This window comes from Bradyrhizobium sp. 31Argb (assembly GCF_043638955.1).
In the GTDB taxonomy this organism is placed as follows: domain Bacteria; phylum Pseudomonadota; class Alphaproteobacteria; order Rhizobiales; family Xanthobacteraceae; genus Bradyrhizobium.
The window spans coordinates 1-22,944 of sequence record NZ_JBEGDB010000125.1 but is presented as its reverse complement, the minus strand read 5'-3'; the positions used below and the strand labels follow the sequence as shown (position 1 = coordinate 22,944).

The window sequence follows — 22,944 nt, the reverse complement described above, 5'->3', positions numbered from 1 at the left end:
GGCTTTCCCTGCGCGATGGTGTTACGGCTTCCTTCGTGCTCTCCCCGGTGACCGGGCTTTCTTGCCACCGTCATCTCAAGCGCGAACTTCTTCGCGCGAAAAACTTAGCGCCAGCGTCGGGGCGCCAGGACCACACGACTTCGCCGTCCGCTGATGTCACGCTCGTCTTTCGCAACAACTGCGTCCACCGCATCTCACCGCACGTTCGTGACGATCGCGAGCCGCCCCTCATTCGGGTGAGACGCGCGGAGTCATAGTCGTGATTTGCCCGACGGGTTAAGCGGTTTATTTTTCGCAGCAAAACTGGACGGGGCAAATCACGTTGGAATCGCTTGGATATTTCGCGCTGCCGCGCATGCAATATCGCCCTCTCATAGTAAGGAGCGCGTCTCCAGACGAATACCGTTCGCGAGCACGCCCGCCGCTCAGGCCGCCCAAAGGTCTCTCCGACTGCAGCATCTTGAGTTCGGCAGCAACCTGCCGCAGTTCGTCGGCCAGACGGGTGTTGTGGATCCGGATTTCCCGTCTTGGCGAGAGGTCGGCAATCAGCGTGCTTTCCGCGGCTCTGCGCTCGAGCTGCTCAATCCGTTCGTCGAGTTCATTCATGATGCAACCCGCCCGATGCTCCGAGGCCAAGCAGCGTGGCAGCATTTTGGAACCGGCGCACTAACCTGTGCAACTCGGATGCGAATTGATCGCTGCGGGCCGATCTTCCTAGCTCGCCCCGGTTCTGGACGCGCCGGTATGGGCGTCCTCAATGCGTTATGGCGGGGTTGCGTTGGGCGGCGCCCTCACGCGTTATTTCGCCGTAGTCACCGTTGGGATAGCGTCAAGCTTCGCTATGTGCATGGTTTTTGCCACGCCAAATCAGGCCCTGACAGAACAGCGAGAGCCGCCGCCCCATGAGTGAAGTCGGATCGGAATCAGCGGACGGTAGACGTCGGGCCAAGGCACCGTTGATCATCGGCGTCGGAGCGTCTGCCGGTGCGATGGACAGTATCGAGCGATTCTTCTCGAGGCTGGCGCTCAATTCCGACCAGGCCATCGTGTTGGTGTTGCAGCGCCGCGAGGCGTTCGACGACGGACGGCTGCGAGAGATGCTGCAGCGACCGGAAGGCAGCCGGCTCTCCGAGATCCAGGACGGCGCCATGATCGAAGGCGGCACGATCTATCTTTGCCCCGTCGACAGGATCGCCACGATCCAGGGCGGTCGTCTTGCGATCCGCGGGGCCGCGCAGGCGCCAGGCGAACGCGCCACGATCGACAGCTTCCTGGTATCGCTCGCGGAGGAGCGCGCCGAGGAGGCGATCGGGGTCGTCCTTGCCGGGACTGGCGGCGACGGGACGCTGGGCGTTGAGACCCTGAAGGACCATGGCGGGCTGGCCATCGCCGAGCGGGTCGCTGGCGATCATGTCGATCAACGCGCCGACAGCAATCATGCGGCCGCGATCGCCGATTACGTGCTGCCGCCCGATCAGATCCCCGAGCACATCCAGATCTATGCCCGCCATCTGCGGCGGCTGGAGGAGAGGCAGGGGTTTGAAGTGCCCCCGGCCCGCGTCGCCGACAACAAGGAGAATAATCCCAATGCGCTGGTCAGGCCCGAGCACGTCGAGCGGCTGGAAAGCGAATTGCTGACGACGCGCGAGCGGCTGCAGGCCACCATTGAGGAGCTCGAAAGCACCAACGAGGCGCTGAAATCCTCCAACGAGGAATATCAGGCGCTGAACGAGGAGCTGGCAACCGTCAATGGCGAGCTGGCGCACCGGGTCAAGGAGCTGGCGCGCGCCACCAGCGATCTGAAGAACTTCTTTGAAGGCACGCAGATCGCGACCGTATTCCTCGACAATGACCTCAAGGTGATGAATTTCACGCCCGCGATCACCCAGGTGCTGCATCTGGTCGAAACCGACGTCGGCCGGCCGATCGCGCAGATCAAGGCGCGCATTCCGATCGAGGAGCTCTATGACGACGTTCGCCGCGTGCTGCGTACGCTCGCCAGCGCCGAGCGCGAACTAAGTGCGCCCGACAGCGGCACGCGCTACGTCGTCCGCATCCTGCCGTACCGGAGTATCGGCAATTTCATTGCCGGCGTGGTCATCACCTTCATCGACGTCACCGCGATCACGCGCGCGAAGGAGCGGCAGCGGCTGCTGCTCGCCGAGCTTCAGCACCGCGTCCGCAACACGCTCGGCGTCATCCGCTCGATCGCGCGCCGCTCCGCCGAAACCAGCTCGAGCGTCGACGAATATGCCGCCCATCTCGACGGCCGCCTGAACGCATTCGCGCGGACCCAGGCGCTGGTGATCCGCGACCCCGAAGGCGGCGTCGATCTCGAATACCTCGTCATCGAGGAGTTGCTCGGCTATAATGCCCGCGAAGGCGAGCGATTGCGCGTGTCCGGCCCGCAAGTGCGTTTCCAGTCAAAGGCCGCGGAAACTTTCGCGCTTGCCCTCCATGAACTTGCGACCAATGCGCTGAAATACGGTGCGCTGAGCCAGCCTTCAGGGCGCATCGAGATAAGCTGGCGGATCGACGAGGCGGTCAATCCGCCACGGCTGGTTTTCGACTGGCGCGAGCGGAACGGCCCGTCCGTCGCGCCGCCGCCGCGCAAGGGTTTTGGCACCGAACTGCTGGAGCGGACGCTGGCGTTCGAGTTCAAGGGACAGACCATGATGATGTTCAATGCTGGCGGCCTTCACTGCACCATCATCATTCCCTTGAGCCGGCGAACCATCCACACGCCGGTACTGGACAGCTAGATGCATCCCCCACCCGTCGAGGGAATTCTGGCGCAGCCGGTGATCCGGCGACTGAATGCGCTGCGGCCCTTGTCGGACGAGGGTGTCGCTGCGCTGGAACGGGCGATACGCGAGGGCATGCAGCATGTCGGCGCGGGCGAGGACCTGATCTGCGAGGGCGATGCGGTCCACGGCGTGCGGATCATCCTGTCGGGTTGGCTGTGCCGCTACAAGACGCTGGAGGACGGCAGGCGCCAGATCGTCAATTTCATCCTGCCGGGAGAGACCTGCGACGCCTACACCTATCTGCTACCGGTGATGGATCATTCCATCGCGAGCCTGACGCCAGTGGTCTATGCCGAGGTCAAACGCGCGCAGTTCGAGGCGCTGGTCGCGAACGACCGTTCGGTCGCGGAGGCGTTCTGGTGCGAGACGCTGGTGAGCAGCGCGATCCAGCGCGAATGGGCGATCAATCTCGGCCGCCGGCTGGCGCTCGAGCGCGTAGCGCATCTGCTATGCGAGATCTATGAACGATTGCGGCCGGTCGGCCTGATCGACGGCAATTCCTGCGCCTTTCCGGTGACCCAGATGGATCTGGCCGACGCGACCGGCCTCTCGGTGGTCCATCTCAACCGCACGCTGCAGGACTTGCGCAGCTCCGGCCTGATCCTGCTGCGCGAACGGACGCTGACGATCACCGACCTGGATGCGCTCAAGAGCACGGCGCTGTTCTCGCCGAACTATCTTTATCTCTATCGGGCGTGAGCCGCGCCGGCATGCCATTTTAGGAACCGGGAACTGGTTCCCTTCGTTGAATGGTCAGCTTGAGTATATCCGATCAGGCTGAATCTTCACCTCTCCCGCTTGCGGGAGAGGTGAAGGCCGCCTTCGGCGGCCGTCCTTAGAGAACGCCGAAGCGGAGCCTCGGCTATGGCGTTGCGCCGGGTGAGGGCTCTCTCCACTCGGGGAGTCCCAATGCAGAGGCACCCCACCCCAGCCCTCCTCCGCAAGCGGGAGAGGGAGCGCAGCTTCGCCGGGGCTACCTTCAACCCGATCGGCGATTGCACTTGAGGGCCGCGGCGGCCGGCTGGCCGGCGGTCCGTTCGAAAGGACACCACCATGGAGATCACGACATTCAAGGACATGTACCTTGCCGAATTGCAGGAACTTGTCAGCGTCGAGCAGCAGCTTGGCGAGGCGTTGCTGCTTATGGCCAAAGCGGCCTCGCATCCTTCGCTAAGGGCTGCGTTGGAGCGGCATCAGCGGGAAACCATCATGCAGGAGGAGCGGCTGCGGTCGATCCTGCAGAAGCACGACGCCGCCGCAGAGCAACATACGGATCAGGCCATGCAGGCGCTGATCCATGAGACCGAGAAGATGTGCGTAATCCTGAAGGACGACTACCTTCGCGACGCCGGCCTGATCGCCTCCGCACAGAAGCTCGAGCATTACGAGATCGCAGCCTATGGAAGCGTGGCCGCGCTTGCGGGCCAGCTCAACCTTCGTGAGGACCAGCGGCTGCTGCACGGCGCGCTCGATGAAGAAAAGCGGGCGGACGAATTGCTGACGACGCTTGCCAAGGGTGAAATCAACCAGGACGCGCTGGCGGCCTGATCGGCCGCGTGTCGTACGATGTTGCGCGATTCGCTGCCTCGGTAGCGGGCAAATTCGAAATACCCAGATGTCCCGTTGACACCAGGCTGCGTATGCTATTGTTCGGATTTGCAATGGGCGGTGCCGATGGGCTCGGTGCCGCTTGCCCAAGGAGGAAGCTCCGATGCGCAACGACAAGGAAGATGCGCTCAGCTATTCGCTGCGAAACCTGCATCCCGCTCGCTCCGCCCCCACTGAACGTCCGTCGCGCCGTACTGTGCTCCGGAACATTGGAATTGCCGGTCTGTCGCTTGCCGTATCGCCGGCCTTCGCCGAAGAAATGGTCAAATTGCCGTTTGCGAGCGGGCCGCGGGAACGGCCGATCACGCATGCTTTTCCGCAAAAAGGCGACATGATCCTGCAGCGGGTGCGGCCGGCGCTGCTCGAAACGCCGATGGAAGTGTTCGACCGCGGCGTCTTCACGCCGAACGATCAGTTCTACGTGCGCTGGCACTGGGCCGAGATCCCGAATTCGGTCGACGTGAACGCCTTCAGGCTTGCGGTGCGCGGGCATGTCGATCGGACGCTGTCGCTGTCGATATCGGACATCCTGCGCGACCTGCCGCGGGTGGAGCTTGCCGCGGTCAATCAATGCTCCGGCAATTCGCGCGGCTTCTTCTCGCCGCGCGTGCCCGGCGCGCAATGGGCGAATGGCGCGATGGGCAACGCCAAATGGGCCGGCGTACGGCTGAAGGACGTGCTGGATCGCGCCGGCGTCAAGGCCGGCGCCGTCCAGGTCCGCTTCAAGGGATTGGACGAGCCTGTCGTCCTGGACGCTCCGACCTTCCGGAAGTCGCTTGCGATCGATCACGCCCGCGACGGCGAAGTGATGATCGCCTACGCCATGAATGGCGAGCAACTGCCGCTGCTCAACGGTTTTCCGCTGCGCCTGATCGTGCCGGGGTGGTACTCGACCTACTGGATCAAGATGCTGAGCGACATCGAAGTGCTCGACAAGCCTGACGATAATTACTGGATGGCTGTAGCATATACGATTCCCGATACGCCGCATGCCAGCATCGTGCCGGGACAGAGCGGCGTGAAGATGGTGCCGATCAACCGCATGGTGCCGCGCTCGTTCTTCACCAATATCACTGATGGCGCGTCCTACACCGCGGGCACGCGCGTGCCCGCTCGCGGCATCGCCTTTGGCGGCGACACTGGCGTCGCCAAGGTCGAGTTTTCCAGCGATGGCGGCAAGTCATGGCAGCCGGCCAAGCTTGGCGATGATTCCGGCAAGTACGGCTTTCGCCGGTGGCAGACGGACTTTGCGCTTGCCGATAAAGGCGATCACGCGCTGATGGTCCGCTGCACCAATTCCGCAGGCGAGGTCCAGCCGGACATGCCGAACTGGAATGGCAGCGGTTTCATGCGCAACGTCATCGAAACCGTGCAGGTCAAGGCATTCTAGGAGCTGATCATGCTGAAATATCTGGCTGCGATCGGCTGCTTCGGAAGTGCGCTGCTCTCCTCGACGCCGGCCTGGGTTCAGGATCTGCCGACGATCAAATCGACGACGGTGGAGCTGCCGGCAGGCGATGCCTTGTTCCCCGGCGGCTCCAGCGCCGCGGCGATCAACAACAATTGCCTCGCCTGCCATTCGACCGACATGGTGCTGAACCAGCCGCCGCTGCCCAAGGCGACATGGGAAGCCGAGGTGAACAAGATGATCAACACTTACAAGGCGCCGATCGATGAGGCCGACGTGCCCGCGATCGTCAGCTATCTCGTGCAGACCAAGGGCAAGGATTGAGGGGCACGCGGAGAGCCGCGTGCCCCGTACATTCTCTGCTGCGCGTTGGCCGGCTATTTCGCCGGCTCCAACGCCTGCGCGATCGCATCGTCGACGCGCTCGAGCCAGATGAACTCCAGCTTGTCGCGCGCGCCTTGCGGAATGTCGTCGAAGTCGCGCCGGTTGCGCGCCGGCAGCATCACCCGGGTCAGGCCGGCGGCCGCGGCCGCGACGACTTTCTCCTTGATGCCGCCGACCGGCAGCACCAGGCCGCGCAGCGATATCTCGCCGGTCATCGCGGTGTCGTGCCTGACCGTGCGATTGGTGAGCAGCGAGGACAGCGCGGTGAACATCGCGACGCCGGCGCTCGGACCATCTTTCGGCGTGGCGCCCGCGGGCACGTGGACATGGATATCGCTCTTCTCGAACAGCGACGGATCGATCCCGAGCTGCGCGGCGCGGCTTTTCACCAGTGTCAACGCCGCCTGCACGCTTTCGCGCATGACCTCGCCGAGCTGGCCGGTGAGGATCAGGCCGCCCCTGCCGGGCACGCGTGTTGCTTCGATGAAGAGAATGTCGCCGCCGACCGGTGTCCAGGCAAGCCCGGTCGCAACGCCGGGCACGCTGGTGCGCAGCGCGATCTCGCCTTCGAAGCGCGGCTGGCCGAGCACGGTCGTGAGATCCCGAGCGCCGAGCGTCACCTTGGCTGAGCTGCCCTCCGCGATCTGCACCGCGGCATGGCGCAGCGCCTTGCCGATTTCGCGTTCGAGCGAACGGACGCCGGCTTCCCGCGTGTAGCCCTTGATGATCGAGCGCAGCGCTTCGTCCTCGATTGTCGCCTGCTCTGGTTTGAGACCGTTGGCCTCGAGCTGGCGGCGCACCAGATAGCGCCGCGCGATCTCGAGCTTTTCATCCTCGGTGTAACCGGGCAGGCTGATGATCTCCATCCGGTCCAGCAGCGGTCCCGGAACCGTATCGAGCATGTTCGCGGTCGCGATGAAGGCGACGCGTGAAAGATCGAAGGGCACGCCGAGATAGTTGTCGCGGAAGGTCGAATTCTGCTCGGGATCGAGCACCTCGAGCATCGCCGCCGACGGGTCGCCCTGGATGCCGCGTCCCATCTTGTCGATCTCGTCGAGCATCATGACGCAGGCGCGGGAGCCGGCCTTCTTGATGCCCTGGATGATATTGCCGGGCAGGGCGCCGATATAGGTGCGGCGGTGCCCGCGGATCTCGGCTTCGTCATGGACGCCGCCGAGGCTGACGCGCACGAACGGCCGGTCCATGGCGCGCGCGATCGACTGGCCGAGCGAGGTCTTGCCGACGCCGGGCGGTCCGACGAAGCACAGGATCGGCGCCTTGCCATGCGGCGCCAGTTTGCGGACCGCGAGATATTCGATGATCCGCGCCTTGATCTTTTCCAGCCCGAAATGATCCTCATCGAGGATGCGCCGGGCCTCGCGGATATCGATCGGCTTTTCGTCTGGCAGCGCCCAGGGCAAATCGATCAGCCAGTCGAGATAGCTGCGAACCATGCCGCCTTCGGCGGCGGCTTCAGGCATCCGCTCGTAGCGCCGCAGCTCCTTGCGCGCCTGGCCTTCGGCTTCGGACGGCATCTTCGCCTTGTCGATGGCCGCGCTCAATTCCGCGACTTCCTGCGCCTTGCCTTCGCCTTCGCCGAGCTGGCGCTGGATGGTGGCCATCTGCTCGCGGAGCAGCACTTCGCGCTGGCGCTCGTCGAGGGCAGCCTTGGTCTTCTGGCCGATCTCGTTGCTCAGCCGCAGCACTTCGAGCCGCTCGGCGAGATAGCGCGAAACCTTGTCCATCCTGGCGGCGAGGTCGATGGTCTCGAGGATCTCTTGCTTCTCCTGCGGCTTGATGTCCATATAAGACGCCGTGAGATCGGCGAGTGCGCCGGGAGATGTCGTTGCCTGGAAAGCGCCGACCAGCTCGGGCGGCGCCTGCGGCAGGAGCTGGACCGCCTCGACGGCCTGTCTCTGCAGATTCATAAAGCGCGCCTCGATCTCGGGCGACGTCGTCGTTGGCTCCGGAATGTGAAGCACACGCGCCGCGGGGAATGGCGTGCCAGGCAGGAAATCAAGGATGCGGGCGCGCTGCACGCCCTGGCAGACGATGTGATGGGTTCCGTCGGGCGCGGTGATGTACCTGACGATATTGGCGATCGTGCAGACGCGGTGCAGGTCGTCCGGCGTGGGATCGTCGATGTCGGCGTTTCGCTGCAGCAGGATTCCAATCGGCCGCTGTTCGCGCAGTGCCTGTTGCGCGGCGGCGATCGACTTCGCGCGGGCGATGGCGACCGGAGCGATCACGGCCGGAAACAATACAATGTTGCGGACCGCGACGATGATCAGCGCATCCGAGGGGATCGTGACCGATTCCACTTTCGCACCGGCGGTGGCCGAACCAGGATTTTGACTATCAGGCGACATCATGAATTCTCACACGGATTTCGACAGACGCAACACGACGCATCCATTCGAGGCGGTCCGGCTCACGGCGTAGCGTCCGGCCGGCAACGCAATGCGGCGCTCGAACCCGCCCTGCGGCAGCTCGAGCCGGTGGATCAGCGCATCGCGGAGCTCCGCGGGCAATATCCGGTGCCCTTTGATGATCAGCACGCCGTTCTCGATGATCGCCACCACCTGATCGGGATCGACGCCGGGCAGCGCCACGAAGATCAACAGCTCCCGATCGGTCTCCAGCACGTCGATCGGAGGCTCCCAACTGGGTTCGCGCGGGCCGGCCGGCTGCAGGCTGAACAATCTTCGATGCAGCCGTTCGGCGCGCGCGAGCGATTCGATCGCTTCAGACAACATCCAGTTGACCGGATCTTTTGTCGGCATTTGTCGTTCCGCCTCCAGTAAAATTTGCAAGGCCGTTGCGTGCCTCAAACCTACCCCGAAAGCGCACCGCTTGCACAGGTACAATGGCAGCCGATCACACTTGACAGACGATCTGCTGGAACCGGTGGACTGCGTTTACCAAGCCCCTAGCTGTGCCCTGGGCAACAGGTTCAGATCATCGGTTCTGACCCAATAATCGAACGGCGGGGATGATGGCTGAAATCACCCTGACAACATCGCCAGAATTTCGTCGGCGACAACATCCGGCAGCTCCTCGTGGACGGCGAGCTTGCCCTTTGGCAGTTGCTTGACCTGGACGTTCGGGAGCCCGGTGAGGGCCTCGATCTCCGCGCGCGATTTCGGCGGCGTCTCGGCGCCGTAGATGACAAGGATCGGAATATCTGCGCGACGCACGAGATCGAGGGACGCCGCGCGATTGTCGATGCGGTCGAGGGCGCCGGTGACGAAACGCACCGAACCGTGGCGGGCGCCTTCCGCTCGCGTGACGGCAAGCTTCGCGGCGAGGCGATCGCCGGTGAGCCAATCGGGATTGCTGTACACATGCCCGCGCGCCATCTTCGAGATCACGAAGCGACTGACATTCAGCCGGTAGAGCGGCGGGCCGATCAGAGGCTGATCGATCGCCGCGCGAATGCGGGCGAACCAGGGTCGCTCGCCACTCATCATGGTGCGCAATGGTCCGCGCCAAGTCGGCGCGATCAATACGAGACGTTCGATCGTGCCGCGATGGTTGGCCGCCTGGTGCAGCGCGTAGGTCGCCGCATGCCCGGCTGCGACAACGATGTGAGGCGGTGAGGTGATCTCGGTCAGGAACCAGTCGAGAAATGCAGAGAGCATATCCGGCGACCAGTTTGCGGATGGCCGTGCCAGGTCGCCAAAGCCGGGCCAGTCGACGGCTGTGACATGGAAACGGAAAGCGAGCCGATCAAGCAGAAGGCGCATTTCCTGCCGTGTCGAGATCGAACTCAGGGCCGGCAGAAGGACGACGGAGGCACCGTGGCCGGCCTCATCGAGACCGAGCGTGACTTCATCACTTCCGTACTGCCATTGGATCGTTCGCGTCATGCCACTTCCTTGCCGTCCACGCTGTCCGGATGGTCTCGGTCCGTTATCACGATAGCGACGGTGGGGGCTCTCTCCCCACTGACAATCCCATCGTGGAGATACCCTCACCCGGGCCCTTTCCCGCAAGCGGGAGAGGGAGCGCGGCGTCCAGCGCGGCCAGCTCATGCTGCCAGTCGTTCCAGTCCCTTCCAGTCGAAGTTGACGCCGTGGCCGGCACGGGTCGGCGCCAGCGCCATGCCATCTTCGAGCACGAGCGGATGCTCGATATAGCGATCGAGGCCAAAGCCGTGCGCCTCGAGATAGGAACGGTTCGGGCAGGCCGCGAGCAGGTGCACCGTGATGTCGTGCGCGCCGTGACTGGTGACGGGAAGATTGAAGGCTTCGGCAAGCCGCGCAATCTTCATGAAGGAGGTCACGCCGCCGCAATTGGTCACGTCAGGTTCGGGATAGGAGACGGCGCCATTGGCGATATAGTTCTTGAACTCCCAGAGCGTGCGCAAGTTTTCTCCCGCCGCGATCGGCACGCCGCCTGCGGCGAGGATCCGGGCGTGGCCGGCGACGTCGTCGGGAATGATCGGCTCTTCGAGCCAGGTGAGATCAAAGGGCTGCAGCGCCCGCGCGGCGCGGATGGCTTCCTCCAGTGTCCATTTCATGTTGGCGTCGGCCATCAACGGAAAGCCGTCGCCGAGATGCTTGCGCATCGCGTGCACGCGCGCGACGTCGGCGCCGAGATCGGGCCGGCCCACCTTCATTTTGATGGCGCGAAAGCCCTTGCCCAGATTATCGTCGGTCTGCTTCAGCAGGGCCTCGACTGACAGATCGAGGTCGATGCCGCCGGCATAGCAGGGGACGCGCTGATCGAACCCGCCGAGCAGCCGCCAGAGCGGCAGCGCGGCGCGCCGCGCCTTCAAGTCCCAAAGGGCGATGTCCAGCGCCGAGAGCGCAAGCACGGTGGGGCCACCGCGCCCGCCATAATGCAGGCGCCACCAGATGTGGTGCCACAGCGCTTCGGTATCGTCGGCCTCGCGGCCCTCGATCAATTCGGGAACCTCACGGCGGAGGATGTCGGCGATGGCGCCGCCATTGCGGCCGACCGTGTAGGTGTAGCCTATGCCCTCCGCGCCGTCGGAATCGCGTACACGAACCGTGATAAGCTCGAACGCGTTGATTTCGCCATGCGTGCTGTCGGACAGCGTGACCGACAGCGGAATCCGGTAGAGTCCGGTCTCGATAGTCTTGATCCGTGCCATTGCGTTTCCACCTGTTTTTTCGGGCAGGTTAGGACGGGGGCGGCGCATGGACAATCCCCTCCGGCGTGGGCGCGTCGCGGCTGCCGGCCGTGCGATTTTGAAAGAGTCTTGGCAGGTTCGGGAAGACCCTCCGATGCTCCGGAGGGATAGTGGTGGCTACAGGACAGAATTATCCATCGTCATCGTGAGGTCTGAATGCCCGAGCCGCGTCCATCTCCCGCACGTTCCGTGCTGGGATCACTCGTGCTGATCGGCGTCGTCATCGCCGGCAGCGCGGCCGCCTTCGCCTACACTGCGGGATGGCTTTCGCCGGAGCGCCTGACGCCCTGGAAGATGTTGGAGGCGCTGGCGCCGCCCAGCGGCCCGGCGCTTGGTTACCGCCGCAATCACGCCAAGGGCATCTGCTTCACCGGCGTTTTCGAATCCAATGGCAATGGCGCGGCGATCTCGCGCGCTTCGGTCCTTGCCGCCGGCCAGTATGCGGCGCTGGGACGCTTCAATCTGGGCACGCCCAATCCGGATGCCGCGGATGCATCGGTCCGCGTGCGCGGCCTGGGATTGCGGATCATGCCGCCGAATGGCCAGGAATGGCGCATGGCGATGATCAATGCGCCGGTCTTTGCAGCCTCCACGCCGGAAGGCTTTCACGAACTCCTGGTCGCAGCGGGCAGCAAGGACCCCAACGCGATGAAGGTGTTTGCCGAAGCGCATCCGGAGTTTGCGCCGTTCGGCGCGTGGGCCAAGAATGCGCCCTGGACCGGCAGCTATGCCGAGGATCGCTTCAACGGTCTCAACAGTTTCGTCTTCACCGACAGTTCCGGCGCCGATCACGCGGTGCGATGGTCGTTGCTGCCGCAGGAGCAAGTGGTTCCGGTGACACAGGATGATCTCAAGAAGCTTGATCCTGACTTCCTTGAACAGGAGATCACGCAGCGGGTTCGCTCTGGCCCGCAGCGTTGGACCATGACGGTGACCGTCGCCAACCCAGGTGATCCCACCGCGGATCCGACCAAGGCATGGCCGGAGGATCGTCGCACCATCGAGGTCGGCACGCTGGTCGTGCAGCGGATCGAGGCCGAGGCGGATGGTCCTTGCCGCGACATCAACTTCGATCCGACCGTACTGCCGCCGGGCATGCGCACCTCGGACGATCCGTTCCCGGCGGCCCGCTCATCGGTCTACGCCAAGTCGTACGATCTCCGCACGGCGGAGGCCAAGGATTATCCACGAACCGTAACGGGCCCGAAGCCATGAACGCTATCCGCCACCACTTCTCTCCCCTTCAGCGCGTGCTGCACTGGGTCATGGCAGTCTGCATCCTGACGATGCTCTTCATTGGCGTCGGCATGGTATCCACGATCATGCCGAAATACGTGCCGCTGGTCTCGATCCACAAGACGCTCGGCAGCATCATCCTGGTGCTGGCGCTGATCCGCCTGGTCACGCGCTTCTATTACGGCGCGCCGCCGCTGCCGGCCGACCTGCCCGAGCCGATGAAGCTCGCTGCCGAATTGTCGCATTATGCGCTCTATGCTCTCATGATCGGCATGCCGCTGCTCGGCTGGGCCATGCTGTCGGCATCGGCCTATCCTGTTGAGCTCTACGGCGGCATCTACCTTCCCGCGATCCTGCCGCAGAGCGACAGCCTGCGTACGCTGTTGTGGAATGCGCATTTCTATCTGGCCTTCGCATTCTTTGCGCTGATCCTAATGCATGTTGCCGCCGCGCTGTTCCACGCGCTGGTCCGGCATGACGGCGTGTTCGAGGCGATGGCGCCGGTGCCGATCCGCGACGATGGCACGCGGGTCGAGTACACAGCGGCTGAGTGAGATCACAAGACGCACTTGCGCCGATACGGGCAAGTGCGTCTTGACGTTTGCCAGCGAGCGGATCGCGCCGACAACATTTATTCGGCAGCGTGCAAAGTCGAAATCGCCCTTTGGTTACAGAAATACGCAGACAGGCTCTGCCTCTATGGTTCGCACGACGCAACCTGGAGTCTTCGGACATGAAATACGTCAAAGCCTGCCTCGCCTTTGCGGCCGCTCTTTCGCTCGTTTCGACAATCGTTCCGGCGCGTGCCGAGCCGCTCAAGAACATCGTGCTGGTGCATGGCGCCTGGGTGGACGCATCGGGCTGGAAGCCCGTGTATGAAATCCTCACCAAAGAAGGGTTCCATGTCACCATGGTGCAGGAGCCGGAAACCTCGTTCGCCGATGACGTGACGGCGGCGAAGCGAATCCTCGACTTGCAGGACGGCCCGACGCTGCTCGTCGGCCACAGCTATGGCGGTTCGATCATCACGGAGGCCGGCGTTCATCCGAAGGTGGTCGGTCTCGTCTACGTCGCCGCGCATGCGCCAGACGTCGGCGAGGACGAAGGCGCGCTTGGCAAGAAGATGCCGAGCGTGCTGGCCAAGACGGAAGGCGCGATCAAGAAGACGCCGGATCAATACACCTATCTCAACCCGCCGGATTTTCCCAAGCTCTTCGCACCCGACCTGTCGCGCGAGCGGGCGGAATTTTCCGCGCGCTCCCAGGTATTGGCCGCGGCTCAGGTCTTCACCACGCCGCTGACCGCGGCTGCCTGGAAGACCAAGCCAAGCTGGGGCATCGTCGCCGAGAGCGACCAGATCATCAATCCCGATCTCGAGCGCTGGTACTACGCCCGCGCAAAGAGCCACACCACCGAGATCAAGGGCGCCAGCCACTCCGTCTACGAATCCCATCCGAAGGAAGTGGCGGCCGTGATCACAGAAGCTGCTCGCAACGCTGAAAAGTTGGCCGCGCGGTGACAAGAAGGTTGCGAATGACGCATAGGGCTCCGGCGGGACAGGGTTCTCACACATGCCCGCCGGAGCGCCTCAGTGATCCAATCGGGTCCGACGCATATCGTTAGGGAATGCCGGATCCAGGAGCATGGCGAATGAGGAATTGGCAGCAAGGCCGGCAAGCACGCGATGCCCGCATCGAGGCCGGCGCGAAACTGGCGAAGGGTAAGATCGTCGAAGCACGCGACGCCACCCGCCTGATGGAAGCGGTGATACGGCCGGGCGACCGGGTGTGCCTCGAGGGCGATAACCAGAAGCAGGCGGACTTGCTTTGTCGCGCGCTGCTTGCCGTCGACCTCGCCAAGGTGAACGGCCTGCATATGGTGCAGTCCGGCATCGTGCTGCCGGAACATCTCGACCTGTTCGACCGCGGCGTCGCAAAGAGGCTCGATTATGCCTATTCCGGGCCGCAGTCGGCGCGCATCGCGCGCATGCTGTTCGGCGGCAAGATCGAGCTCGGCGCCGTCCATACCTATCTCGAATTGTTCGCCCGCTATTTCATCGACCTCACGCCGCAGGTTGCGCTGATCGCCGCCGTCAGCGCCGACCGCCACGGAAACCTCTATACCGGGCCGAACACCGAGGACACGCCGACGGTGGTCGAGGCCACAGCCTTCAAGAACGGCGTCGTCATCGCCCAGGTCAACGAGATCGTCGACAAGGTGCCGCGCGTCGATATCCCGGCCGACCGCGTGCAGTTCGTGGTCGAGGCCGACAAGCCGTTCTTCGTCGAGCCGTTGTTCACGCGCGATCCCGGCGCCATCACCGAGGGACAGATCCTGACCGCGATGCTGGCGATCAAGGCGATCTACGCGCCCTATGGCGTGCAGCGGCTGAATCACGGCATCGGCTTCTCCACCGCCGCGATCGAGCTGTTGTTGCCGACCTATGGCGAGCGGCTGGGATTGAAAGGCAAGGTCGCAAGCCATTTCGCCCTCAATCCCCATCCCGCGCTGATCCCCGCGATCGAATCGGGCTGGGTCGAGCAGATCCATTGCTTCGGCTCGGAGGTCGGCATGGACGACTATATCCGCGCCCGATCCGACGTCTTCTTCACCGGGCCAGACGGCTCGCTGCGCTCCAACCGCGCCTTCTGCCAGACCGCCGGCCTCTATGCCTGCGACATGTTCATCGGCTCGACCTTGCAGATCGATCTGCGGGGCAATTCCTCCACCGTCACCACATCGCGCATTGCGGGCTTCGGCGGCGCGCCGAACATGGGCGCCGATGCCCGCGGGCGGCGCCATCCCAGCGCGCCATGGCTGCAGGCCGGCCGCGAGGCCGATCCCGACGGCTCGGCGCTGCTCCGCCGTGGCCGCAAGCTGGTGGTGCAGATCGGCGAGACCTTTGGCGAGAAAAACGTGCCGCTGTTCGTCGAGAAGCTCGACGCGCTCGCGCTCGCCGAGAAGCTCAAGCTCGATCTCGCCCCGGTGATGATCTATGGCGACGACGTTACACATATTGTCACGGAGGAGGGCGTCGCCAATCTCCTGCTGTGCCATGACGCGAATGAGCGCGAACAGGCGATCCGCGGCGTCGCTGGCTACACCGATGTCGGCCGCAACAGGGACAAGAAATTGGTGCAGCATTTGCGCGAGCGCGGCGTGATCCGCCGGCCGGAGGATCTCGGCATCGATCCGCTCGACGCCGACCGCAGCATGCTGGCGGCGCGCTCGATCAAGGATCTGGTTCGATGGTCGGGCGGCCTCTACGCGCCGCCCTCGCAATTCCGCAACTGGTGAGAGGATAGCCGCAATGGAAGACCTGAGCTTTCACCATCAGGCCCGTAGCCGTGCCGGCGGGACCAGGCAAATGGCCATCATCGGCGTGGTGGCTTCCGGCAATCTGGAAGTTCTGGCCGAACGCGTGTTGCCGGAAACCGAATGCCGGCTGGAGATCAAGACTGCGGCCGAAGGCTTTGGCGAGGTATGGGACGCCGTGGTCGCCGACTTCGTCGAGCGCTACTCGCCCGGCGGGCTCAAATTCTCCATCAACGACGGCGGCGCGCGACCTGACACCGTGTCGCTGCGTCTCGCCCAGGCTGTCCGGCTGATGGCGGAGGACGAGCAATGAGCGTCGCGGATCTGGAAAAGCCATCGGTGGAGCGGGCGCGAGCGACGAGCTTCTACGAGGCATCAGCGCGGGCGCGGATCCGGCTATTGCTTGATCCCGGAAGCTTTGTCGAATTCATCGGCCCCGAGCAGCGCGAGGTCAGCCCGCATCTGAAACTGTTCGACCTTCCCGAGCAGTTCGACGACGGCATCATCGTCGGCCATGGGCAGCTTGCAGGATCGCCGGTGTTCATTGCGGCGCAGGAAGGCCGCTTCATGGGCGGCGCTTTCGGCGAGGTCCACGGCGCCAAGCTGACGGGATTGCTGCGCGCGGCGAAGGAGATGAAATCGATCCCGGTATTGATCCTGCTCGACACTGGCGGCGTCCGCCTGCAAGAGGCCAACGCGGGCGAGCTTGCGATTGCCGAGATCATGCGCGCGGTGATCGAGGCGCGGACCGCAGGCGTGAAGGTGATCGGGCTGATCGGCGGCCGTTCTGGATGTTATGGCGGCGGCGGATTGATCGCGGGCTGCTGCTCGGCGCTCGCGGTGTCCGAGCAGGGACGTATCGCCGTCTCCGGTCCTGAGGTCATCGAGACCAATCGCGGCGTGGAAGAGTTCGACTCGCGCGACCGTGCCCTGGTCTGGCGCACAATGGGCGGCAAGCACCGGCGGCTGATCGGCGGCGCCGAGCTCTTTGCCGACGACACCGTGCAAGCCTTTCGTGAGGCCGCCCTCGAATTGCTTGAGACCACCGCGGGCTTTGGCATCGACACGTTGAATGCCGAGCAATCGCGCCTTGAAGATCGATTGCAACGCTTTGGCGCCTGCCGGGATGCGGTCGAGATCTGGGCGGCGGAAGGCGTTCCGGACGCTGCGTCCGTTCCAGCGTTGCCAGCCGATCAGTTCATCGAACTTGCCGACAAGCTCCGGAGGATTGCCCGTGACGCTCGATAGGATTCTCGCCTCGATGTTTCCCGACGGCCATGACGTGAAGAACGATGGTGGCGTTCTGCTCGGGTCCGGCACGCTGCGATCCGGCGATCGCGCCCTGGTCATCGGTGTCGCTGATAGAACCGCGCTCGGTGTCGACGAGGCGATCAGGCTCTCCAGCGCCGTTCTCGGTTCGATCAAGAATGGAAGCGGCCCGATTCTGGTCGTCGTCGACAGCGACAGCCAGCGCATGAGCAAGCGCGATGAGCTTCTGGGATTGAACGAGTTCCTGGCTCATCTCGCCAAGTCGCTCATCCATGCGGATATCGAGGGCCGGCCTACGATCGGGCTGCTGTATGGCCATTCGGCGGCGGGAGCCTTCCTCGCCACCGCGCTTGCGACCCGCGTGCTGGTGGGATTGCCGGGCGCGGATCCGGCGGTGATGGATCTGCCGTCGATGTCCAAGGTGACGAAATTGCCGATCGAGGTGCTCGAGCAGAAGGCCAAATCCACGCCGGTGTTCGCTCCCGGCCTGCAAAATCTGGTTCAGCTCGGGGCCGTGCATGTCATCTGGGACGACAAGGTCTCGCTGGCCGACCAATTGGAAAACCTGCTGGGCAACATGCCCGACGCGCGCGACCGGCGCGACGCGCTCGGCAAGGAGCGCGGTGGCCGCATGAAGGCCGCCGACATCGCGGAGCGCGTTCGTGAGCTCACCATGCAAACCCCCTGAGGGACCGATGAGGCGCCATGACCTGATCTTTGTCCGCCCCGAGAGCTGGTGCACGGCGCTCGCTGCGCGGAGCGATCTGGCGGCCGATCCGCTGGTCGCGCTATGGGTCGAGAACGGCTGGCCGTTGATCGGTCGGCGTGCCACGCCTTGCGAGCGGCAGGGCGTGGCGCTGGGCCTGCCGTTGCCGCCCTTTGCCGGCAAGCGGCGGCTTTCCTTCCTGATGCAGGCCGAAGACGTGATCTCGATCGCGCCGCCGCCCTCGTTGGGAGCGGCCGCTCGGATGGCGCCGCCCGCGTGGCGGCCGACGCTCGAACGTCTCGATGAACTCGCTTCGCTTCATGCGGTGGACGCAAGGGTGTTCGGCAGCCTTGCTTGGCGGGTGTTGACTGGACTGGATTATCTGACCGATCGCTCTGATCTCGATCTGCTGCTGCGCATTGGGCGCGACACGGGTGTTGAAGGTCTCGTCGCTAGTATTGCCGAGATCGAGGCGCGAGCGCCGATGCGGCTCGATGGCGAACTGGTCCGCGACGACGGCGCCGCTGTGAACTGGCGGGAGTTGCACGCGGATGCGGACCGGGTCCTGGTCAAGACCATCGATAGCGTCGCCTTGCTCGATACGAGTCTCTTCCTCGCCGGGGAGATGCCGTCATGACGCTGGCTCTGGCATGGAGCGCGCAGCAGCGGGCACCTCTTCCACAAGTGAAGGCGCCGTGCGCGCCCAATGCGGCGGCAATCGCGGCAAGCGCCGTGGATTGCCTGCTGCTGGAAGTGGAGACATGGCCGAAGCCCGGCCTCGTGAGCCATGTCGATCGCGGCAGTCACGAGGATATGGATGCCGAGACACTGCGCGTCAGTGCTGAAACCATAGGCCCGTATTTCGCTGCGTTGGCGGAAGCCGGCGCCGGCAGCTGCGCGATGGAGCAACTGAGGATCATCGGTCTCAAGGCCGAGGCGGCGATGTTTGCTGCGACCTCGGGCATCAACACCCATCGCGGCGCTATCTTCGGCCTTGGACTGCTGTGCGCGGCGGCCGGAGCAAGGAGCAACGGGCAGGTCGATCCCGCTTTGTCGCTCGGAGCAACCGTGACGCGCCTGTGGGGCAGCAGCATCCTCGGTGGACCTGTGCTGCTCCACAGCCATGGCATGAAAGCCCGTCGTCGCTTCGGTGCCGGTGGCGCGCGCGTGGAAGCGGCCAAGGGATTTCCAAGCGTCTACCAGGTCGGCCTGCCGGCCTTGCACAGGGGAGCTCTCGTTGCTGCCGATGACGCCGAGGCCGCGCGGGTCGAAGCATGCTTCGCATTGATCGCCGCGGTCGAGGACACCAATCTGCTGCATCGCGGCGGGCTGGACGGCCTCTTGTTTGCGCGCCGCGTGGCGCGGCAGTTTCTCGGCCAGGGCGGCGTAGGTGCGCCGGATTGGCGGGAGCGCGCCCGCGCCATCCACGATAGCTTCATCGTGCGCCGGCTCAGCCCCGGCGGATCGGCCGATCTGTTGGCCATGACCCTCTTCGTCGACGCCCACGAGAGGTCCTGTCGCTGATGTCCAATGCGATCCTGCTCGCGCTGGCGCCGGTGTTCTTCGTGATGCTGGGCTGGCTATGAGTCTCGCAATCCTCTGCTCCGGGCAAGGACGGCAACATCGCGATATGTTCGCCCTGACCGGCGATGCGCCGGAGGCCGCCAGCCTGTTTGCCCATGCGGCGACGCTGCTCGGCGGCCGGGATCCGCGTGAGATCGTCCGTAGCGAGAGCGCGGAAGTGCTGCACCGCAACCGCATCGGCCAGATCCTCTGCACGCTGCAGGCGCTGGCCGCGGCGTCTGTGCTGCGCGACCAAATGCCGGACCGCCTCATCGTTGCCGGCTACAGCGTTGGCGAGGTGGCGGCCTGGGGCGTCGCAGGCCTTACGAGCATGACAGATACGCTCGACCTGGTGGCCCGCCGCGCGGAAGCGATGGACGCCGCCACGCGGCCCGGTGACGGAATGGTCTTCGTTCGCGGCCTTCCCCGCGATGCCATCGACACCTTGTGCGAACGGCACGATGCCGCTGTCGCCATCGTCAATCCGGGCGATGCCTTCATCCTGGGCGGAAGCCGCGCAACATTGAACGCGCTCGCCGATGACGCCAAGGCGATGAATGCGGCCAGGGTCGTCGACGTACCGGTGGAAGTTGCCTCCCACACCGCGCGGCTTGCCAAGGCGTCGACGGAATTCCGCGACAGGTTAAGCCATGCTGCCGTGACGGCATTGCCGGCCGCCGGCACGCGGCTCCTGAGCGGAATTGACGCCGCGCCCGTCATCGATGTCAAAGCCGGTCTCGACAAGCTGGCGGCCCAGATCTCGCAGACGGTGCAATGGGCCGATTGCCTGCAGGCCTGCATCGAGAGCGAAGCGACGGTGTTTCTGGAACTCGGACCGGGCCGGGCGCTGAGCGAGATGGTGGCTGGCGCCTATCATGACGTCGCGACGCGATCCCTGGAGGACTTCCGGACGCTGGACGGCGTTCGCGCCTGGCTGACTACCCATCTGGATATTCGGTTCTGATTCAATCGGAACCGAATATTTTCGGTCGCCGACGCGCGGCTTCTCACGCAAAGATTATCGTCATGCGGGCATTACGACGGTTCGTCGTTGGTAGCGAACATTCGATGAGGCATTTATATGACGCACATAATTGCAACTGACACCCCGCGCACGAGGAGATTCGGCGAATGACGATTCCTGCAGCCGAGACGTTTGGTGCAACCTGGCCCTTTGCGCCGCACTATTTTGACGGGAACGGCTTTCGTATGCATTATGTCGACGAGGGCGACGGCGATCCCATCGTTTGTCTGCATGGTGAACCGACCTGGGGCTATCTATATCGACACTTTATTCCGCCGCTTTCTGCGACGCACAGGGTGATCGTTCCCGATCACATGGGCTTCGGCAAAAGCGAGACCCCTCGCGATCGCGCGTATTCGCTGAAAGCCCATGTCGACAACCTTACGAAACTCATCGAAGCGATCGATCTGAGGAACATCACCCTGGTCATGCAGGATTGGGGCGGACCGATCGGTTCGGCCTTCACACTGCGACACCCCGACCGCGTCAAGCGCTTGTTCCTCCTCAACACATTGGCGGGCTATGGCAACGCGGAGTTCGATGCGCTGACGCCCTGGTTTCAGTTTGTCCGCAAGCATTACGAAGCCGGCACGCTTGGCGAGGTGTTGGGACACCTGGACGTCAACATTCTCAGCATCATGAAGATCATTGGTCTTGAGAATCTGTCGGCAGTGAATTCCGAATGGCTCGCGGCCTACGGTTCGGCCTTTCCAGCAAAAGAGGACTGCATCGGAGCGATCGAGTTCCCGCTCGACGTGCTGCTCGGTCGGATTGCTCCATACGTCGTTGAAGGCTTTCCACTCGTCGACAATCTGAAGTCAAAGCCAGCAATGCTCGCCGTTGGTATGAAGGACAGAGCTATCTCGCCGGCGGTCCAAATCGCCGACTTCAGGGGAATATGGCCGGACCGGCCCATCATCAAGCTGCCCAATGCCGGCCACTTCAGCCAGGAGGATGCGCCAGATGTCCTCGTTGCCCTGATTCAGCTCTTCGTTCAGGGCAAGGAGTGATCGCGCACGCGGCGCGACGGTCGACGCCGCTCGCTGGCTGCTACTCGAATGACGCGTCGAAGATCTCGATGTCGATCAGCGCGGGCTTCGTAACCAGCGTGCCATCGGGCTGACGCGACAGGCAGCGCCGGAGCGTGGGGATGACGATTTCGTTGAACTTCTGATGCGCCCAGGTCAGGTGCGCGATTGCCACGCCCGCCGCCTGGTAGTCCAATCGCCGCTGAAGCCCATCGTCATCGAAGTAGAAGATCTGCTCCCGGGAATGCGTAACGATGGTCGGTGGAAATATCGCGCGGAGACGTCGCCAGATCTGGCTGCCGGTGTTCCAGGGAGGCAGTTCTTCGGTCTCAATTTCCGGTTGCGCCAGCAGAAATGGGATCGTCAGACAGTTCCAGAGCGAGAGGCCGCAAAAATAGGCCAGGCGCAGATCGTCCCACGGCATCTCGTCGTGGTGATCCGAAAATGCCGTCTGCGGGTCGCGGCATGATCGCAGGATCTCGCCTTGCAGGCTCTGGATGGCAACCCAGTCGGGCTGGTACAGGCCGCATCTGTCGGGGGCGGTGAAGCCGGTGAATTGCAGCGTCTGGACCTCGGTCGAACCTTCCATGACCATGTCCTTGAGCCGCCCTGCATTGCCGATGCGGGAGAACAGCGCGCCATCGATGGAAAGGTGGACGGTGAATCTCTTCAACCGACGCCATCGTTCCAGCCCACCGCAGGCATCGAGGGCGTCATCAAGCAATGCCATTCGCAAATCCCGTCTTCGACCAGCCCCAAGATCGTACAGAGAGCATGGCCCAGCACGAGCGAATTTGCGCGTTAGATGTTGTTAGATGCGCGAAACCAGCTCATCGAGCAGTAGTTTTACGGATCTGAGATCGGCGCTGTCGAGGCCTTCACTGTATCGTGCATAAAGCGGAGCGATCAGCGCATGAGCCTTTGCTGCATCGCCCTGTTCATGCCAGAGCCGTCCCAAGGTGGCGGCGGCCCGCAATTCCCATCCGAGCGCACCTTGCTCGTGGGACAGCTTGAGCGACTGCATTAGATAGGTTTCGGCCTCGGATGGACGGGCCGAGGACGCCAGGACGTGTCCCTTGACGCGGAGCATCTCCGGCAGGTCGAACGACTGTCCGGCGCTGTCGCGCTGCGCGATCGCCTCGTCGATGATGCCGAGTGCCTCCTCGTATTGCCGCACCTGCACCAGGCCTTCGGCGAGCGCTGCCGCGAACACCGTGCTCAGGATCTTGTGCCGCGTCTGCCGTAATGTTCCGGCGCCCTGGCGGAGCAGCTCGATGCCGATCTTGGGCTCTCCGCGGCGGACCAGCAGTTCGCCCTTCAGTCCGAGTCCCACGGCCTGGTAGGGCCCGAGAAAATGCCTGGCGTATTGCCTCACCTGAGGATGTTACTTTCGCTTGACGGATGTAGCTCCGACTGTCGGCCGGTCCGAGGTTGCGTC

The 22,944-nt window shown here is 63.8% G+C and carries 24 protein-coding genes; 17 read left to right on the top strand and 7 right to left on the bottom strand.

Annotation, left to right across the window (positions count from 1 at the left end):
* Positions 1-257, top strand: a 257-nt coding sequence (locus AAFX91_RS23040) for a hypothetical protein (protein ID WP_394568002.1), incomplete at its 5' end; no start/stop codon positions are given.
* A 28-nt stretch (positions 258-285) separates the two neighbouring features.
* Here AAFX91_RS23040 and AAFX91_RS23035 read toward each other — a convergent pair.
* Positions 286-606: a hypothetical protein gene (locus AAFX91_RS23035; protein WP_394568000.1), complete on the bottom strand. Its 321-nt coding sequence runs from the start codon at positions 604-606 to the stop codon at positions 286-288.
* Positions 607-902: 296 nt separating this feature from the next.
* On the opposite strand from AAFX91_RS23035, the gene AAFX91_RS23030 reads away from it, so the two are divergent.
* The 5 genes from AAFX91_RS23030 to AAFX91_RS23010 all read left to right on the top strand — a co-directional run bounded on the left by AAFX91_RS23030 (position 903) and on the right by AAFX91_RS23010 (position 6,147).
* Positions 903-2,762, top strand: coding sequence for a chemotaxis protein CheB (locus AAFX91_RS23030; RefSeq protein WP_394567999.1), 1,860 nt, complete (start codon positions 903-905; stop codon positions 2,760-2,762).
* On the top strand, positions 2,763-3,506 hold the full coding sequence (locus AAFX91_RS23025; RefSeq protein ID WP_394567998.1) for a Crp/Fnr family transcriptional regulator: 744 nt from the start codon (positions 2,763-2,765) through the stop codon (positions 3,504-3,506).
* 354 nt (positions 3,507-3,860) lie between these two features.
* Entirely contained in the window at positions 3,861-4,355 is a 495-nt protein-coding gene (locus tag AAFX91_RS23020; RefSeq protein ID WP_394567996.1) for a ferritin-like domain-containing protein, read from the top strand.
* 163 nt (positions 4,356-4,518) lie between these two features.
* The gene (locus AAFX91_RS23015) at positions 4,519-5,805 is read left to right on the top strand and encodes a molybdopterin-dependent oxidoreductase (protein WP_394567994.1); all 1,287 of its coding nucleotides are present in this window, start codon (positions 4,519-4,521) and stop codon (positions 5,803-5,805) included.
* A 9-nt stretch (positions 5,806-5,814) separates the two neighbouring features.
* Complete coding sequence (locus tag AAFX91_RS23010; protein ID WP_282530626.1) at positions 5,815-6,147, top strand: cytochrome c; 333 nt, start codon at positions 5,815-5,817, stop codon at positions 6,145-6,147.
* A 53-nt stretch (positions 6,148-6,200) separates the two neighbouring features.
* Here the strand turns inward: AAFX91_RS23010 and lon are convergent, their stop codons facing one another.
* The 4 genes from lon to AAFX91_RS22990 form a co-directional block, all read right to left on the bottom strand.
* Positions 6,201-8,576 carry an endopeptidase La gene (lon, locus tag AAFX91_RS23005; protein ID WP_394567992.1) on the bottom strand — a complete coding sequence of 792 codons (2,376 nt, stop codon included), beginning with the start codon at positions 8,574-8,576 and terminating at the stop codon, positions 6,201-6,203.
* Between the two features lie 9 nt (positions 8,577-8,585).
* Positions 8,586-8,990, bottom strand: coding sequence for an Hsp20/alpha crystallin family protein (locus tag AAFX91_RS23000; protein ID WP_130579048.1), 405 nt, complete (start codon positions 8,988-8,990; stop codon positions 8,586-8,588).
* A 222-nt stretch (positions 8,991-9,212) separates the two neighbouring features.
* The gene (locus AAFX91_RS22995; RefSeq protein ID WP_394567990.1) at positions 9,213-10,076 is read right to left on the bottom strand and encodes an alpha/beta fold hydrolase; all 864 of its coding nucleotides are present in this window, start codon (positions 10,074-10,076) and stop codon (positions 9,213-9,215) included.
* Positions 10,077-10,237: 161 nt separating this feature from the next.
* Positions 10,238-11,326, bottom strand: a complete 1,089-nt coding sequence (locus AAFX91_RS22990) for a mandelate racemase/muconate lactonizing enzyme family protein (protein ID WP_394567988.1) — start codon at positions 11,324-11,326, stop codon at positions 10,238-10,240.
* Between the two features lie 195 nt (positions 11,327-11,521).
* On the opposite strand from AAFX91_RS22990, the gene AAFX91_RS22985 reads away from it, so the two are divergent.
* The 11 genes from AAFX91_RS22985 to AAFX91_RS22935 all read left to right on the top strand — a co-directional run bounded on the left by AAFX91_RS22985 (position 11,522) and on the right by AAFX91_RS22935 (position 21,488).
* Positions 11,522-12,580 carry a catalase family peroxidase gene (locus AAFX91_RS22985; RefSeq protein ID WP_394567987.1) on the top strand — a complete coding sequence of 353 codons (1,059 nt, stop codon included), beginning with the start codon at positions 11,522-11,524 and terminating at the stop codon, positions 12,578-12,580.
* Positions 12,577-13,155 carry a cytochrome b gene (locus tag AAFX91_RS22980; protein ID WP_394567986.1) on the top strand — a complete coding sequence of 193 codons (579 nt, stop codon included), beginning with the start codon at positions 12,577-12,579 and terminating at the stop codon, positions 13,153-13,155. Before AAFX91_RS22985 ends, AAFX91_RS22980 begins: the two co-directional genes overlap by 4 nt.
* A 179-nt stretch (positions 13,156-13,334) precedes the next feature.
* Positions 13,335-14,120 (top strand): alpha/beta hydrolase, encoded by a 786-nt coding sequence (locus AAFX91_RS22975; protein WP_130579056.1) that lies wholly within the window; start codon positions 13,335-13,337, stop codon positions 14,118-14,120.
* Between the two features lie 131 nt (positions 14,121-14,251).
* Positions 14,252-15,898: a malonate decarboxylase subunit alpha gene (gene mdcA / locus AAFX91_RS22970; RefSeq protein WP_394567984.1), complete on the top strand. Its 1,647-nt coding sequence runs from the start codon at positions 14,252-14,254 to the stop codon at positions 15,896-15,898.
* 13 nt (positions 15,899-15,911) lie between these two features.
* Positions 15,912-16,229 (top strand): malonate decarboxylase acyl carrier protein, encoded by a 318-nt coding sequence (gene mdcC, locus AAFX91_RS22965; RefSeq protein ID WP_130579060.1) that lies wholly within the window; start codon positions 15,912-15,914, stop codon positions 16,227-16,229.
* Positions 16,226-17,164, top strand: coding sequence for a biotin-independent malonate decarboxylase subunit beta (locus AAFX91_RS22960; RefSeq protein WP_394567982.1), 939 nt, complete (start codon positions 16,226-16,228; stop codon positions 17,162-17,164). The genes mdcC and AAFX91_RS22960 overlap by 4 nt, the downstream gene beginning before the upstream one ends.
* Positions 17,151-17,873: a biotin-independent malonate decarboxylase subunit gamma gene (mdcE, locus tag AAFX91_RS22955; protein WP_394567981.1), complete on the top strand. Its 723-nt coding sequence runs from the start codon at positions 17,151-17,153 to the stop codon at positions 17,871-17,873. Before AAFX91_RS22960 ends, mdcE begins: the two co-directional genes overlap by 14 nt.
* A complete protein-coding gene (gene mdcG / locus AAFX91_RS22950) occupies positions 17,848-18,528 on the top strand; it encodes a malonate decarboxylase holo-[acyl-carrier-protein] synthase (RefSeq protein WP_394567979.1) in 681 nt (226 codons plus the stop codon). Before mdcE ends, mdcG begins: the two co-directional genes overlap by 26 nt.
* On the top strand, positions 18,525-19,415 hold the full coding sequence (gene mdcB / locus AAFX91_RS22945) for a triphosphoribosyl-dephospho-CoA synthase MdcB (RefSeq protein ID WP_394567978.1): 891 nt from the start codon (positions 18,525-18,527) through the stop codon (positions 19,413-19,415). The genes mdcG and mdcB overlap by 4 nt, the downstream gene beginning before the upstream one ends.
* 58 nt (positions 19,416-19,473) lie before the next feature.
* Positions 19,474-20,418, top strand: coding sequence for a malonate decarboxylase subunit epsilon (locus AAFX91_RS22940; RefSeq protein ID WP_130579070.1), 945 nt, complete (start codon positions 19,474-19,476; stop codon positions 20,416-20,418).
* Positions 20,419-20,585: 167 nt separating this feature from the next.
* Positions 20,586-21,488: an alpha/beta fold hydrolase gene (locus AAFX91_RS22935; protein WP_130579072.1), complete on the top strand. Its 903-nt coding sequence runs from the start codon at positions 20,586-20,588 to the stop codon at positions 21,486-21,488.
* 40 nt (positions 21,489-21,528) lie between these two features.
* Here AAFX91_RS22935 and AAFX91_RS22930 read toward each other — a convergent pair whose 3' ends face one another.
* Complete coding sequence (locus AAFX91_RS22930) at positions 21,529-22,236, bottom strand: hypothetical protein (RefSeq protein ID WP_130579074.1); 708 nt, start codon at positions 22,234-22,236, stop codon at positions 21,529-21,531.
* Positions 22,237-22,317: 81 nt separating this feature from the next.
* Complete coding sequence (locus AAFX91_RS22925; RefSeq protein WP_394567977.1) at positions 22,318-22,881, bottom strand: hypothetical protein; 564 nt, start codon at positions 22,879-22,881, stop codon at positions 22,318-22,320.
* Between the last annotated feature and the right edge of the window lie 63 nt (positions 22,882-22,944).

Coding starts and splice junctions, on each gene's coding strand:
- AAFX91_RS23035 (WP_394568000.1), bottom strand. CDS start 606: ATGAATGAACTCGACGAACGGATTGAGCAGCTCGAGCGCAGAGCCGCG.
- AAFX91_RS23030 (WP_394567999.1), top strand. CDS start 903: ATGAGTGAAGTCGGATCGGAATCAGCGGACGGTAGACGTCGGGCCAAG.
- AAFX91_RS23025 (WP_394567998.1), top strand. CDS start 2,763: ATGCATCCCCCACCCGTCGAGGGAATTCTGGCGCAGCCGGTGATCCGG.
- AAFX91_RS23020 (WP_394567996.1), top strand. CDS start 3,861: ATGGAGATCACGACATTCAAGGACATGTACCTTGCCGAATTGCAGGAA.
- AAFX91_RS23015 (WP_394567994.1), top strand. CDS start 4,519: ATGCGCAACGACAAGGAAGATGCGCTCAGCTATTCGCTGCGAAACCTG.
- AAFX91_RS23010 (WP_282530626.1), top strand. CDS start 5,815: ATGCTGAAATATCTGGCTGCGATCGGCTGCTTCGGAAGTGCGCTGCTC.
- lon (WP_394567992.1), bottom strand. CDS start 8,576: ATGTCGCCTGATAGTCAAAATCCTGGTTCGGCCACCGCCGGTGCGAAA.
- AAFX91_RS23000 (WP_130579048.1), bottom strand. CDS start 8,990: ATGCCGACAAAAGATCCGGTCAACTGGATGTTGTCTGAAGCGATCGAA.
- AAFX91_RS22995 (WP_394567990.1), bottom strand. CDS start 10,076: ATGACGCGAACGATCCAATGGCAGTACGGAAGTGATGAAGTCACGCTC.
- AAFX91_RS22990 (WP_394567988.1), bottom strand. CDS start 11,326: ATGGCACGGATCAAGACTATCGAGACCGGACTCTACCGGATTCCGCTG.
- AAFX91_RS22985 (WP_394567987.1), top strand. CDS start 11,522: ATGCCCGAGCCGCGTCCATCTCCCGCACGTTCCGTGCTGGGATCACTC.
- AAFX91_RS22980 (WP_394567986.1), top strand. CDS start 12,577: ATGAACGCTATCCGCCACCACTTCTCTCCCCTTCAGCGCGTGCTGCAC.
- AAFX91_RS22975 (WP_130579056.1), top strand. CDS start 13,335: ATGAAATACGTCAAAGCCTGCCTCGCCTTTGCGGCCGCTCTTTCGCTC.
- mdcA (WP_394567984.1), top strand. CDS start 14,252: ATGAGGAATTGGCAGCAAGGCCGGCAAGCACGCGATGCCCGCATCGAG.
- mdcC (WP_130579060.1), top strand. CDS start 15,912: ATGGAAGACCTGAGCTTTCACCATCAGGCCCGTAGCCGTGCCGGCGGG.
- AAFX91_RS22960 (WP_394567982.1), top strand. CDS start 16,226: ATGAGCGTCGCGGATCTGGAAAAGCCATCGGTGGAGCGGGCGCGAGCG.
- mdcB (WP_394567978.1), top strand. CDS start 18,525: ATGACGCTGGCTCTGGCATGGAGCGCGCAGCAGCGGGCACCTCTTCCA.
- AAFX91_RS22940 (WP_130579070.1), top strand. CDS start 19,474: ATGAGTCTCGCAATCCTCTGCTCCGGGCAAGGACGGCAACATCGCGAT.
- AAFX91_RS22935 (WP_130579072.1), top strand. CDS start 20,586: ATGACGATTCCTGCAGCCGAGACGTTTGGTGCAACCTGGCCCTTTGCG.
- AAFX91_RS22930 (WP_130579074.1), bottom strand. CDS start 22,236: ATGGCATTGCTTGATGACGCCCTCGATGCCTGCGGTGGGCTGGAACGA.